This window comes from Pseudooceanicola sp. DL12 (genome assembly GCF_056270665.1).
Genome location: NZ_CM149884.1, coordinates 1621750 through 1635846, shown reverse-complemented (window position 1 = coordinate 1635846; position 14097 = coordinate 1621750). Strand labels below are relative to the sequence as shown.

The 14097-nt window shown below is 67.6% G+C and carries 10 protein-coding genes; all 10 read right to left on the bottom strand.

The features are described 5' to 3' along the window. Window positions 1-168: 168 nt before the first annotated feature. The 10 genes from AC0WR5_RS07655 to AC0WR5_RS07610 all read right to left on the bottom strand — a co-directional run bounded on the left by AC0WR5_RS07655 (window position 169) and on the right by AC0WR5_RS07610 (window position 14032). Complete coding sequence (locus tag AC0WR5_RS07655; protein ID WP_475867953.1) at window positions 169-1917, bottom strand: sugar phosphorylase; 1749 nt, start codon at window positions 1915-1917, stop codon at window positions 169-171. A 294-nt stretch (window positions 1918-2211) separates the two neighbouring features. Further along, complete coding sequence (locus tag AC0WR5_RS07650) at window positions 2212-2646, bottom strand: BLUF domain-containing protein (RefSeq protein ID WP_475867952.1); 435 nt, start codon at window positions 2644-2646, stop codon at window positions 2212-2214. Window positions 2647-2850: 204 nt separating this feature from the next. Then, the gene (locus tag AC0WR5_RS07645) at window positions 2851-4236 is read right to left on the bottom strand and encodes an NAD(P)(+) transhydrogenase (Re/Si-specific) subunit beta (protein ID WP_475867951.1); all 1386 of its coding nucleotides are present in this window, start codon (window positions 4234-4236) and stop codon (window positions 2851-2853) included. Between the two features lie 13 nt (window positions 4237-4249). After that, on the bottom strand, window positions 4250-5818 hold the full coding sequence (locus tag AC0WR5_RS07640; protein ID WP_475867950.1) for a Re/Si-specific NAD(P)(+) transhydrogenase subunit alpha: 1569 nt from the start codon (window positions 5816-5818) through the stop codon (window positions 4250-4252). Between the two features lie 31 nt (window positions 5819-5849). After that, entirely contained in the window at window positions 5850-7574 is a 1725-nt protein-coding gene (locus AC0WR5_RS07635) for an IlvD/Edd family dehydratase (protein ID WP_475867949.1), read from the bottom strand. After that, complete coding sequence (locus tag AC0WR5_RS07630; protein ID WP_475867948.1) at window positions 7571-9019, bottom strand: NAD-dependent succinate-semialdehyde dehydrogenase; 1449 nt, start codon at window positions 9017-9019, stop codon at window positions 7571-7573. Before AC0WR5_RS07630 ends, AC0WR5_RS07635 begins: the two co-directional genes overlap by 4 nt. 83 nt (window positions 9020-9102) lie before the next feature. Further along, complete coding sequence (locus tag AC0WR5_RS07625; RefSeq protein WP_475867947.1) at window positions 9103-10989, bottom strand: thiamine pyrophosphate-dependent enzyme; 1887 nt, start codon at window positions 10987-10989, stop codon at window positions 9103-9105. Continuing rightward, on the bottom strand, window positions 10986-12485 hold the full coding sequence (locus AC0WR5_RS07620) for a tripartite tricarboxylate transporter permease (protein ID WP_475867946.1): 1500 nt from the start codon (window positions 12483-12485) through the stop codon (window positions 10986-10988). Before AC0WR5_RS07620 ends, AC0WR5_RS07625 begins: the two co-directional genes overlap by 4 nt. Window positions 12486-12491: 6 nt before the next feature. Continuing rightward, window positions 12492-12992, bottom strand: coding sequence for a tripartite tricarboxylate transporter TctB family protein (locus tag AC0WR5_RS07615; protein ID WP_475867945.1), 501 nt, complete (start codon window positions 12990-12992; stop codon window positions 12492-12494). 20 nt (window positions 12993-13012) lie between these two features. Beyond that, complete coding sequence (locus AC0WR5_RS07610; protein ID WP_475867944.1) at window positions 13013-14032, bottom strand: Bug family tripartite tricarboxylate transporter substrate binding protein; 1020 nt, start codon at window positions 14030-14032, stop codon at window positions 13013-13015. Between the last annotated feature and the right edge of the window lie 65 nt (window positions 14033-14097).

The following is a 14097-nucleotide window of genomic DNA, read 5'->3' as shown; positions in this document are numbered from 1 at the left end:
TTGGGGAAAGATGAAGAAGCAGCGCGAGAGGCCGGAGCGAAGGCGTGAGGCCCGCGCCTCGCCACCCGTACTTGAAGAAAGATGAAGAAAGGGCGCCGCGGGATCCTCTCCCGGGGCGCCCTTTTCCCTTGCACGCGATCTCCGACCGGGCTCTTGTCCGCCCCGGTTTCAGCCCCGGTTGGTGATCCAGCGGCACTGGTAGGGCGCAAAGGGGATCGGGCCGCCATCGGGGCTGATCGGCTCGCCGCTCAGCAGGTCCACCCAATCCTCGCCGTCGATCAGGTTGATCTGCATCGGCTCGATCTCCAGTTCGGTGGCCGAGACATTGTGCAGGGCAAAGATCGACTGGTCGCGGTCGAGGCTCTGCCGCCAGAGCCCGAAGATCCGGTCGTCGAGCTGCAGGGTGAACTGGGTCGCATTGGGGTGGAAGCCGCGCTGGCGGCGGCGGATCCCGATGCGGCGGCGCATCTCGCCCAGCACCACGTGCTGGTCCGTCTCCGGATCTTCCAGCAGGCCCAGCAGGGTGTCGTAATCCCAGCGGTGGCGATTGATCGCCCGGTTGTGGCCGGATTTCTCCACGCCGTCCTGGTCGTTCGGGCTGGCCAGCAGCGAGTGGATGTAGAAGGCCGGGATGCCCTCCAGCGCCATGACGAGCGTCTGCGAGGCCAGGAAACGCGCCACCTGGTACTCGTCCGGGCCCTCGAATGTGCCCTTCATGGCCTCGAACCAGGTGATGTTCAGCTCATAGGGCGCCTCGCCCCCACCGGGCAGCGCGCGCATGCTGACGCGACCGCCGAAATCGCGCATGCATTGCACCACGTGGTCGGTGTCTTCCTGGGTCAGGATGCCCTCGGCGGGGCGCATGCCGATGCCGTCGTGCGAGGCGGTGAAGTTCAGGTAGGCACAGCCCAGCTGCGCCGGTGGCATGGATCCCTGCCAGCGGATCAGGTTGCGCGCCGTGCCCGAGAGCATCGCGTGCAGCACCAGCGGCGGCAGCGAGAAATTGTAGACCGCATGGGCCTCGTTGCGGTTGCCGAAATAACTCAGGTTCTCCTGGTTCGGCACGTTGGTCTCGGTCAGCAGGATGATCGGCTCGGCGGCGAAATCGGCAAACAGCCGCATCAGCCGCACGATGGCATGGGTCTGCGGCATGTGGATCGACTTGGTGCCGATCTCCTTCCAGATGAAGGCCACCGCATCGAGGCGCACGATCCGCACGCCGTTGTCCACGTGCAGGCGCATCACCCGCAGGAATTCCGCCAGCACCTCGGGGTTGCGGAAGTCGAGGTCGACCTGGTCATGACTGAAGGTGCACCAGACGTGGCGCTCGCCATTGGCGGTGTCGACCTTGCGCAGCAGCGGATGGGTGCGCGGGCGCACCACCTCGCTCAGGTCGTCCTCGGGCGAGGCCTCGAAGAAGAACTTGTCGTAGGGCGGATGCCCCTGCCGGTAGGCATTGAACCAGGACGAGGAACTCGAGACATGGTTCAGCACCAGGTCCGACATCAGCAGGAATTCCGAGCCGATCCGCCGGATGTCCGACCAGTCGCCCAGGATCGGGTTCACCGCGCGGTAGTCCGTCACGGCAAAACCGTCGTCGGAGGTATAGGGAAAGAACGGCAGGATATGCACGCCGTTGATCGTGCCCGAGAGCTGGTTCGTCAGGAAATCCCGCAGCAGGTCGAGCGGCTTGTGCACGCCGTCGATGATCGAGTTGCCATAGGTGATCACGAGGGAATCGCGCTCCGACCACTGCCGGTTGCCCGGCACCCGGCCGCGCTTGCGCCGGGTGGCCCCCTCTGGCCAGAAGGCCTCGGCCAGCAACCGGGAAACGGTTTCGGTGTCGTGATCCGGGTAGATCTGCCTGACCAGCGAATCCAGCTTGTTTTGGAAGGTCGAGGATAGCTCTTGCGACATGAGGAAAGTGCTCCGGTCAGGTACAACCGACTTTCCAGAATATGGGCCGAGTTTCAAGCGCCCGATCCCGCAGGCGCCCAGGATTGATCCGCTTCGCCTCTTCTTGTTGGCGTAAGTGGCATATCCGTGTCACCCGTCGCCGGCAGAAACGGCCCCGAAAGGCCCCGATGCCCCCCAATAGTGCCAAATCCTGCCTGCCGAGCGCAGGCCATGCCGCAAAAATCCGCGCCGCGCCATGCGTGGTGCCTGCCCCGGATCGGCGCCCCACTCGGCCCCTCGCCCGCGGTCTACGGCTCAGACGGCCTCGTAGAAACTCGTCAGCAGCGCCATGGCCGCGGGCAGGCTGTCGCGTTGCGCCCTCGCCCAGAAGGCATCGGAGCCGAGATCCTCGAACCCCTCGAAGCCGCTCAGCGCGGCCTCCTCGACATTGCGGAACCCCATGGTCCAGCCGGGGAACATCCGCCGCTCGCTCGGCCCCTCCTCCAGCACGATCACCGAATGATGCCGCCGGTCCGTGCTGATCCGGTACCAGACATTCTCCAGCGCCGCGTCAGGCCCTTCCAGGATCTGCAGGAAATTGCCCCGCCCCTGCTCCGGCAGCAGCCGGTAGACCAGCAGCCCCGAGATGCCGTCGCGGGCATTGCAGGCCCGGCTGTGCGACAGCAGCGACGACAGTTCCTCCTCGGTCATCGGCGCCCGCGCCTGGCTGACGTAAATCAGATGTTTCATCCGCATTCCTCCTTGTTGCGGCCACAGGCCTTTTGCCCCGTTCCTTTTGCTCCGTTCCTCTTGCCCTGCCGAAACGGAAAATAGCGAGACCGGCGCGACATCCGCAGATGCCGCGCCGGGGCGCCCGCCCGGTGTCTTGCAGGGTGGTCCGGGCAGCGCATGGGCGGGCGCGGGTCCTCCTCCGCGCCCGGTCCCGCCGGCAGCTCAGGCCACCTTGGCCAGAAGTTGGTCGAGCGAGGATTTCGCGTCGCCATAGAACATCCGGGTATTGTCCTTGTAGAACAGCGGGTTCTCGATCCCGGAGTAGCCTGTGCCCTGGCCCCGCTTCGACACGAAGACCTGTTTCGCCTTCCAGACCTCCAGCACCGGCATCCCCGCGATCGGACTGCCCGGATCCTCCTGCGCGGCGGGGTTCACGATGTCGTTCGAGCCGATCACGATCACCACGTCGGTGTCGGGGAAATCCTCGTTGATCTCCTCCATCTCCAGCACGATGTCATAGGGCACCCTTGCCTCGGCCAGCAGCACGTTCATGTGCCCCGGCAACCGCCCGGCCACCGGGTGGATGGCGAACCGCACGTCCTTGCCCGCCGCCCGCAGCTTGCGCGTCAGCTCGCTCACCGCCTGCTGCGCCTGGGCCACCGCCATGCCATAGCCCGGCACGATGACGATGCGGTCGGCCTCTTCCAGCGCCGCCGCCACGCCATCGGCATCGATGGCGATCTGTTCGCCCTCGATGGCCGCCGCCGCAGCCCCCGCGCCGCCGAAGCCCCCCAGGATCACCGACAGGAAATGCCGGTTCATCGCCTTGCACATGATATAGCTCAGGATCGCCCCGGAAGAGCCCACCAGCGCCCCCACCACGATCAGCAGGTCATTGCCCAGCATGAAGCCCGTCGCCGCCGCCGCCCAGCCCGAGTAGCTGTTCAGCATCGAGACCACCACCGGCATGTCCGCGCCCCCGATCGCCAGCACCAGGTGCGCGCCCAGGACGAAGGCCACCACCGTCATCAGGTAGAGTGCCCAGTGCACCTCCGGCGCGCCATGCCCGCCCAGGTAGACGAACATCAGCAGCACCGAGGCCAGCAGCATGCCACCGTTCAGCAGGTGCCGCCCCGGCAGCACCAGCGCCTTGCCGTCAAGCCGCCCGGCCAGCTTGCCATAGGCCACGATCGAGCCGGTAAAGGTCACCGCCCCGATGAAGACCCCGAGGAAGATCTCCACCTCGTGGATCGTCCGCTCTGCCGCCGGCAGCCCCTCGGGCGGCACCAGTGCCGAATTGATCCCGATCAGGACCGCCGCAAGGCCCACGAAGCTGTGCAGCGCCGCCACCAGCTGTGGCATGCCCGTCATCTCGACCCTCAGCGCCACCACGGCCCCGATCACCGTGCCCACGATCAGCGCGATCGCCAGCGCCAGGTCCAGCGTCACGCCGGGCCCCGCGATGGTCGCCCCCACCGCAAGCGCCATGCCGATGATGCCGTACCACACGGCAGTCTTGGCGCTCTCCTGGTTCTTCAGCCCGCCCAGCGACAGGATGAACAGAACCACCGCTGCAATATACGCAGCCGTCTGGAATTCAGATGTCATGTGTCATCCCCCCTCAGGATTTCCGGAACATGGCCAGCATCCGGCGGGTCACCATGAAACCGCCGACGATGTTGATCGTGGCGATGCTCACCGCCACGAGGGCCAGGATCCGCGCCAGCGGCAGGTCAAACCCCACCTGCAGCAGCGCGCCCAGCACGATGATCCCCGAGATCGCGTTGGTCACCGCCATCAGCGGCGTGTGCAGCGAATGCGCCACCCCCCAGATCACCTGGAATCCGACAAAGACCGCCAGGACGAAGACGATGAAATGCTGCATGAAGGCCGAGGGGGCGAATTGCCCCACCGCCGCCATCAGCAGCGCCCCCGCCCCCAGCAGCAGCCATTGCCGCCGGCCCGCAGCCTTGCGCGCGGCCAGCTCCTCGGCGGCCTTTTCCTCGGGCGTCTTCTCCGGTGCGCGCGGCTTGCTGGCGGCAATCGCCTGCACCTTCAGCGGCGGCGGCGGAAAGGTCACCGCGCCCGCATGGGCCACGGTGGCGCCGCGGATCACGTCATCTTCCATGTCGTGATGCGCCACCCCGTCCTTCTCCGGCGTCAGGTCGCTCAGCAGGTGGCGGATGTTCGTGGCATAGAGCTCCGAACTCTGCGCCGCCATGCGCGAGGGAAAATCGGTATAGCCGATCACCACCACGCCATTGTCGGTCTCGATGCGCGCATCGGCCTCGGTCAGGGCGCAATTGCCGCCCCGTTCCGCCGCCAGGTCCACGATCACCGATCCCGGCTTCATCGCCGCCACCATGTCCTCGGTCCAGAGCTCCGGCGCCGGCCGCCCCGGGATCAGCGCGGTGGTGATCACGATGTCCACCTCCGGCGCCAGCTCGCGGAACCGCGCCAGCTGCGCCTCGCGGAACTCCGGGCTGGACGGCTTGGCATAGCCGCCGCTCTCGGCCCCGTCCCCCTGCGCCTCCTCGAAATCGAGATAGACGAACTCGGCGCCCATGCTCTCGATCTGCTCGGCCACCTCCGGCCGCACGTCAAAGGCCAGGGTGATCGCGCCCAGCGAGGTCGCCGCCCCGATCGCGGCCAGCCCCGCGACACCGGCGCCCACCACCAGCACCTTTGCCGGCGGCACCTTGCCCGCGGCGGTGACCTGCCCGGTAAAGAACCGGCCGAAATTGTTGCCCGCCTCGATCACCGCGCGATAGCCCGCGATATTCGCCATGGAAGAGAGCGCGTCCATCTTCTGTGCCCGGCTGATCCGCGGCACCATGTCCATCGCCACAACCGTCGCGCCCCGCGCCGTCAGCCGCTCCAGCTGGGCCTCGTTCTGCGCCGGATAGAAAAAGCTCACCACCGTCTGGCCACGCCGCACCTGGCCTTCCTCCAGGTCGGTCAGCGGCCGCACCTTGGCCACGATATCCGCCTCCGCCCAGAGGCTCGCGGCATCGGGCAACACCGTCACCCCCACCGCGCGATAATCGTCGTCAGAGAACCGCGCCCGCGCGCCGGCCCCGCTCTCGATCAGCACCTCGTACCCCAGTTTCGCGATGTCCTTCGCGGACTTCGGGGTCAAGGCGACCCTGGCCTCGCCCGGCGAGACCTCTCTCGGCACACCGAATTTCATCGGATCTGCCCTCCCTGATTGTTGCGTTGATTCAGCTTGTTACTGGTTTCATGAAGGCGAAATCACAGCCCTCGTCGGCCTGCATCACCTCGGTCGCATAGAGCCTGTCATAGCCGCGCCGCCGGTCGGCCGGTACATTGGTCGTCACCCAGTCCGCGCGCCGCCGCTCCAGCTCGCCTTCCGCCACCAGGAGCTCGATCCGGCGCTCCTTCACCGACAGGCGGATCCGGTCGCCATCCCGCACCAGGCCGATCACGCCCCCCACCGAGGCCTCCGGCGTGACATGCAGCACGATGGTCCCGAAGGCCGTGCCCGACATCCGCGCATCCGAGATCCGCACCATGTCCTTCACGCCCTTTTCCGCGATCTTGCGCGGGATCGGCAGGTAACCCGCCTCGGGCATGCCGCTGGCGCTGCGCGGGCCGGCATTCTGCAGCACCATGAAATCGTCCTCGGTGATGTCCAGGTCCGGGTCGTCCACCCGCGCGGCCAGGTCCTCCAGCGAGGAGAAGACCACCGCCCGCCCCTCCTTCTCGAAGAGCGTCGGATCGGCGGCCGAGCGCTTCAGGATTGCCCCCCGCGGCGCCAGGTTGCCGAACAGCGCCACCAGCCCACCCTGCGGCTCCAGCGGCTCTTCCGCCCGCGCGATCACCCGGTGATCCACCCAGCCCTCGTCGCGTTCCAGCCGGTCGCCCAGGCTCTCGCCCGTCACCGTCAGCGTGTCGAAGTGCAGCAGCGGCTTCAGCTCGCGCAGCACCGCGCCCACGCCGCCCGCAAAGAAGAAATCCTCCATGTAATTCTGGCCCACCGGCTTCAGGTTCACCAGCACCGGCGTGGTGTCCGACAGCTCGTTCAGCCGCTGCAGCGACACCGGGATGCCAAGGCGCCCCGCCACCGCCGTCAGGTGGATGATCGCATTGGTGGACCCGCCCAGGGCCAGCAGCACCCGGATCGCGTTCTCCACCGATTTCCGGGTGATCACCTGGCTCGGCCGGATCGGGTTGGCGATCATCCGTGCTGCCACCCGGCCGGATTCCTCGCCCGCCCTCAGGCGGTCCGCATGCACCGCCGGGATCGCCGCCGTGCCCGGCAGCGACATGCCCAGCGTCTCGGCGATACAGGCCATGGTCGAGGCCGTGCCCATCACCGCGCAGGTGCCCGCCGTGGTGGCCAGCCGCCCCTCGATGTCGTTGATCTGCTCGGTCGTAACCTCCTTGGCGCGGTACTTCGACCAGAACCGCCGGCAGTCCGTGCAGGCCCCCAGCCGTTCCTCCTGGTAGCGCGAGGTCATCATCGGCCCCGCCACCAGCTGCACCGCCGGCAGGTCGGCCGAGGCCGCGCCCATCAGCTGCGCCGGTACCGTCTTGTCACAGCCCCCCAGCAGTACCACCGCATCCATCGGCTGCGCCCGCACCATCTCCTCGGTGTCCATCGACATCAGGTTGCGGAACTTCAGCGAGGTCGGCGACAGGAAGACCTCGCCCAGCGAGATCGTCGGAAACTCGATCGGCAAACCGCCTTCGAGCAGCACGCCGCGCTTCACCGCCTCGACCAGCTCGGGGAAATGCCGGTGGCAGTTGTTGAACCCCGAGAAGCTGTTGGCGATGCCGACGATGGGCTTTTTCAGCACCTCGCGCGAATAGCCCATCGAGGAGGCAAAGGAGTTGCGCAGGTAGACCGAGAAATCCCGGTCGCCGTAATTCGTCAGCCCGCGCGACAGGCCCCGGTCTTCGCTATGGTCGCTCTTCTCGTTCATGCGGCACCCCCAAGGCGGATCTTCACGTATTTCGCATCCAGGTAATCATGGATGCCCAGGCTCCCGCCCTCGCGGCCCATGCCGCTCTCCTTGATGCCGCCAAAGGGCGCCTCGGCGGTGGCCAGCAGCATCTCGTTCACGCCCACCATGCCGCATTCCAGGTCTTCATAGGCCCGCGTCGCCGTGCTCAGGCTGTTGGAGAACACATAGCCCGCAAGGCCGAAGGGCAGCGCGTTGGCCCGTGTCATCACCTCGTCGTAGTCGTGGAAGGTGGTGATCGGCGCGATCGGGCCAAAGGGCTCCTCGGTCATCACCATGGCCTCGTCCGGCACCCGGCCCAGCACCGTGGGCTCGATGAAGAAGCCCTTGTTCGATCCCGCCGGCGCCTTGCCCCCGGCGAGCAGCTCGGCCCCCCGCTCGACCGCGTCGCGGGTCATCAGCTGGATGGTCTCCAACCCGCGCCGGTTGGCCATCGGCCCCACCTGCACGCCCTCCTCCAGGCCCCGCCCGATCTTCAGGCCCCGGGCGATCTCTGCAAAGCGCCCGGCAAAGGCCTCGTAATTCTTCTCGTGCACGTAGAACCGCGTGGGCGAGATGCAGACCTGCCCGCAGTTGCGGAACTTCGTCGTGGCACAGACCTCGGCGGCGGCCACCGGGTCGAAATCGTCGAAGATCACCACCGGCCCGTGGCCGCCCAGCTCCATCGAGACCTTCTTCACCCCGTCCGCGGCCAGCCGCAGGATCTCCTTGCCCACCGGCACCGAGCCGGTCAGCGACACCTTGCGCACCACCGGCGAGCGGATCAGCTGTGCCGCGATCCGGCCCGAGGACCCGGTGACCATGTTCACCACCCCCGCCGGGATGCCCGCGTCATGGCAGGCCTGCACCAGCGCCGCGCAGGAGGCCGGGGTCTCGCCCGCCGGTTTCACGATGATCGAACAGCCTGCCCCCAGCGCCGCCGCGATCTTTCGCGCCGGCAGCAGGGCCGGGAAATTCCAGGCCGAGAAGGCCGCCACCACGCCCACCGGCTGATAGATCACCGCCATGCGGCTGTCGGCGGTGCGGCTCTCGATGATCTGGCCGTAGATCCGCTTGGTTTCCTCGGAATACCATTCGAACTGGTCGGCGGCCCCGCCCACCTCGCCCTTCGCCTCGGCCAGCGGCTTGCCGGTCTCCAGCGACATCAGCGTGCCGATCTCTCCGGCCCGCTCGCGCAGCAGCTCGGCCACCCGCCTGATCTTCGCCGCCCGCTCCCAGGTGCCGGTGTTCTTCCAGATGCGAAACCCCTCGCGCGCGGCGGCCAGCGCGTCTTCCACGTCGCCTTCCGTGGCCACCGCCACCAGGCCCAGGGCATCCTCGGTCGCCGGGTCGGTCACCGGCTTGGTGGCCTTGTCCGAGGCCGGGCGCCAGTTGCCGCGGATATAGAGATTGAGATCGTGATACATGTTGTCCTCCCTCGGGGTGTCAGTCGCGGTGTCAGTCGCGGAATTTGTCCCGCGCGCTGCGATGCGCGCTCAAATCGGGCGCCTCAGATCCGGGCCTGCAGGTACCTGTCCTGCACGTCCTCGACCCAGTTGCCGACGTTCCAGCTGCCATAGGCTCCCATGCCGCCCAGCGGGTCGCGGCCGGCATAGACGGGGATATGCAGCAGGCTCAGCCCGGGATGGGCAAAGCCCTCCTCAAGCGCCGCGGTCAGGCTCTCGCGCGTGGTCCCGGCCCAGAGCGCCTTCACCCCGCTCACCGCGCCGGCCATGGCGACGTAATCCACCGCCACCGAGTCGTTGGTGCGGAACGCCTGCCCGTACTGGTTCAGCTGCAGGTCGGTGATCGCCGCCATCCGCCGGTTGTCGAACAGCGCCACCATGCCGCGCACCCCGTGCTCGACCGCGTCGATCAGGATCTGCGGGTTCATCATGAAGGAGCCGTCGCCGGTAAAGGCGACGCCATAGGGTGCCCTGCGCATCCCCGCGAGGCCCAGCAGAGCCGAGGCGGCAAAGCCCATGTAGGAGGCCCCGGTCTCGGTGATCGACTGGTTCGGCGCGTCGTCCTCGACGATCTGAAACCCGTTGGCCTGCACGTCGCCGGCGTCAAAGAACTTCACCGCGCCGCGCGCCTTTGCAAAATCCGCCACCGTATGGATCGCCGCCGGCTGGGTCAGCACCGGCTGGCGCCAGACCTCGTCCATCAGCGGCGCGCCCCCGGTGCGCGCGGCCTTGAAGGCCGTCCATTCGGCCTTCTTCGCCTCGCAGGCCCGAAGCCACTCGGTCCGGCCCTCGCGCCCGGTCTCCTCGCCCAGCGCCGCCAGCAGCCTGTCGATCACCGCGGTGATGTCGCCGGGCAACGCCGTGGTGCGGGCATAATGCTGCAGGTCGTCCAGGTCGCCGTTGATGTTCAGTACCGCCTCGGCCTTCGGGTATCCGATGCCCGAGCAATCGGCCTGGCAGACCCCGCGCGAGCCGATGAAGATCACCGCCTCGGCCTCCTCCATGGCATGATTGCCGCTGATCGACCCCTTCGAGCCGCCGACATGCATGTTCTGCACATGGGCGTCCGGCATCACCCCGGTCGAGCCCGGCGAGAGCACCACCGGCGCGCCGATCCGGCAGGCCAGCCGGCGCACCGCCTCGGCATGGGCCCGGGTGCCGCCGCCGGCCTTGATCACGATCCGCGCCGGGCCGCGCAGCAGCGCGACCGCCGCGTCAAGCGCCGCTCCCGGCGCCGGCACCACCGCCGGCACCACCTGCCGCCCCGGCAGCGTCTGCAGGTTCACCGTGGTCACCTGCGGCTGGGTGTTGATCGGCGCCAGGATGTAGAACGGCCCGGCCTTGTAGGGATGATGCACGCAGGCCGTGCCCCGGCGCATGCATTCGCGCAGCGCCTCGGGCGTGTGCAGCACATAGCTCTGCCCCATCAGCGCGCCCATCTGGCCAAAGAGCCCCTGCTGCGGCTTGGGGATCTGCTGCATGTTGTAGCCCTCGCCCCGCGTCGTCTCGTCGCCATAGACGTGGTACACGCCCACCCCGTTCGAGGCCGCGGCCAGCGACCCCGCCATGGCCTGCAGCCCGCCGGGCCCGATCGAGGTGACCACCGCCGGCGTCCGTCCCGTCAGCCAGGCATGGGCGGTGGCGGCATGGGCCATCTCCACCTCGTTGCGACAGTTGATGACGTCGAGCACGCCCTCCTCCTGGTAGATGCGCAGCACCTCGCCCAGGTCGGTCGAGCCATGTCCGAAGATCGCGAACCAGGTCCGCACCCCCTGTTTCAGCAACCCGGTGATCAGCGCCTCCGAGAGCGTCATCTCCACCGTCTCCTGGCCGGCGTAGACCTCCTCGAAGGGCTGCACCGCCAGGCGTATGGCGCGGGTGCGGATGACGTCTTCGCCGGGGGCGGCCTGTCTGTTCTTGTCGAGCATCATGCATTGACCTTCTGTTGGGAGGATTTCCTCAGCCGCAGCTCGCTGATCGCCTGCAGGGCAATCACCACCACGGCCAGCCCGAGGAAAACCAGGGCTATGGGGGAATGGAAGAAGATGGAGGGGCTGCCGTCCGACAGCATCATCGCGGTGCGGAACTCGTTCTCCATGGTCGGGCCGAGCACCATGCCTAGGATGATCGGCGTCAGCGGCACCCGCAGCGAGATCAGCACGTAGGCCAGCACCCCGATCACGCCCATGGCGTAGATGTCAAAGGCCGAGTTGCGGATCGAGTAGGCCCCGATGGCACAGAGCACCAGCACCGCGACCGAGAGCAGCTCGCGCGGGATCTTCAGCACGTGCACGAAGAGGCGGATGCCCGCCAGCTGCAGCGCAAGAACCCAGACATAGGCGATCACCACCGCCACATACATGCCATAGACCTCGCCGGCATGGTTCATGAACAGCGCCGGCCCCGGCATGATCCCGTGCACCATCAGCCCGGCCAGCACGATGGCCGTGGCCGGATCGCCCGGGATGCCCAGCGACAGCAGCGGGATCAGCGTGCCGCCGGTCACCGCGTTGTTTGCGGTCTCCGGGGCGATGACGCCGTCGATGTTGCCCTTGCCGAAGCTGGCCTTGTCCTTCGAGGTGCGCCGGGCGTGGTCATAGGCCAGGAAGGAGGCGATGGCGCCGCCCGTCCCCGGGATCGCACCGATCCCCGTGCCCATCGCCGCGCAGCGCAGCATCAGCCAGCTGCGGCCGAACAGCATCCTCAGGCTGGGCAGCTCGGCCCGCACCCGCGACACCCGGTTGGCCCTGGTCTCCATGTGGCCGCTGCAGGCCTCGATGATGAAGGGCACCGCGAAGAGGCCGATCATCGCCACCAGCAGGCTGACGCCCTGCAGCATGTTCACCGAGCCGAAGGTCATCCGCGGCACGCCCTCGATCTGGTCGAGGCCCACGGTCATGATCATCAGGCCCAGCACCCCCGAGATCAGCCCCTTGATCATCGAGCCCCCGCAGAGGCCGCAGATCGTCGACATCCCGAAGAGCACCAGGGCAAAGATCTCGGCCGGGCCGAAGCCGATGGCCAGTTTCGACACCAGGTTCACCGAGACCATCATGATGATCAGCGAGAACAACCCGCCGAAGACCGAGGTGATCACCGCCGTGCCCAGCGCGATGGAGGCCTTGCCGTTCTGGGTCATCGGATAGCCGTCCAGCACGGTGGCAGCGGCCGAGGGCGTGCCCGGGATGCCCAGCAGGATCGCCGAGACCGAGCCCCCCGTCATGCCGCCGATATAGGTGCCCAGCAGCAGCCCCGTGGCGGGCACGCTGTCCATCGAGAAGGTGATCGGCAGCGCCAGCGCCAGCGCCACGGTAAAGGTCAGCCCGGGGATCGATCCGAAGATCAGCCCCACCAGCGTGCCCAGGCCCACGGCCCCGATGGCCCAGGGTGTCAGGGCAAGGCTTGCGGCTTGCAGAAAGAGGTCCATGTCATCCTATCCCAGATTGATCCAGCTGCCGGAGGCCAGGTAGATGCCCATGAGCTTCTCGAAGATCAGCCAGCAGCCGATGGTCAGCCCGAGCGTCATCCCGGCCAGCAGGCGCGGCTTGCGGATACGCAGATTGACGATCATCACGCTCAGCACGACCAGCGGGGTCGCCAGCAGAAAGCCGATCTTTTCCAGCAGGAAGCCGTAGGCGCAGACCTCGATCAGCACCAGCGCGGCAGGGATCCACTGGATCTTGCGGCTTTCCGGGATCTCGTCCCCCGAGGGGGCGGTCATCCCGCTGTTGTCGGTGTCACGTGTCGCGGAATGATAGAGCAGCAGCCCCGACAGCCCGACGAGGATCACCCCGAAGGCCAGCGGAAAGGCGCGCGGCCCCACCGTACCGGGATCGAAGGCGGGAGGGACGGTGACCCATATGGCCCAGGTCCAGGCGATGCCGACACCCATCAGGATCAGTGCCAGCACCATGTCCTTGCGTCGATCGGTCATGGTTCGTCCCTCCCCCCGGCTCACTTCCTCGCCATGCCCAGCTGGTCGAGCAGCTGGGCATAGAAGGCATCATCGCTGGCGATCAGCGCGCCGAACTCCTCCGGGCCCATGTAGGCCGGGGTAAAGCCGACGTTCTCCGCCGCGCCCAGGAACTCCTCGCTCTCGGTGGCGGCCTGCACCGCGGTGGCCAGCTTCCCGACCACCTCCGGCGACATGCCCGCCGGCCCCGCAAGGCCGCGCCACATGGTGATGTCCACGTCCACGCCCTGCTCCTGCGCGGTCTTCACCTCGGGCAGCACGTCGATGCGATCGGCCCCCGTCACCGCCAGCACCGCCAGGTCGCCGGTCTCCATGTAGGACTTGAACTGACCCGGCCACTGGATCGCCGCGTCGATGCGCCCGGCCATCAGCTCCACCGGGGCCTTGCCGTCGCCATAGGCGATATAGTTCACCTTGTCCCCGATCCCCATGGCATCGAACAGCGCCGCCGAGGCGAGATGGGTAAAGCTGCCCTTGCCGGAAATCCCCACGCGCAGCGGGTGATCCGCCTCCATCGCGGCGGCCTTCAGGTCGTCGAGGCTGCTCCAGCCGGTCGCGGCATTCACCGCCAGGGCCGGTGTCTCCACCGAGACCCGCGCGATGGGGGTAAAGGCGGTATAGTCGAAGGGCACCCGCCCGGTATGGGTCGCGGTATTGATCGAGTTCGAGTTCCACACGATGGAATAGCCATCGGCATCGCTGCTCTCGACGTGGGAATAGCCCACCGCGCCGCCGCCGCCCGGCCGGCTCACCGGCACCACCGGATTGCCCAGCTGGTCCGACATCAGCTCGCTCAGCATCTGTGCGATGGTATTGGCCGTGCCGCCGAACAGCACCGTCATCTCCACCGGGCGTTCGGGATAGGCGGCCTGCGCCGCCGGCGCGCCCAGCGCCAGCATCCCGGCCAGCACCCCGGCCAGCACTCCCGCCTTCACTCCCGCCTTCACTCCCCTCGTGGCCAGGCGGCCCAGGGCTCCCGGCATCACCGTTCTGATCGTCATGTCTTTTCCTCCCTTTTGGCTAAGTTGTCAGGTCGCCGCCGGTCTCCTCCTCCGGATGCGCCCCT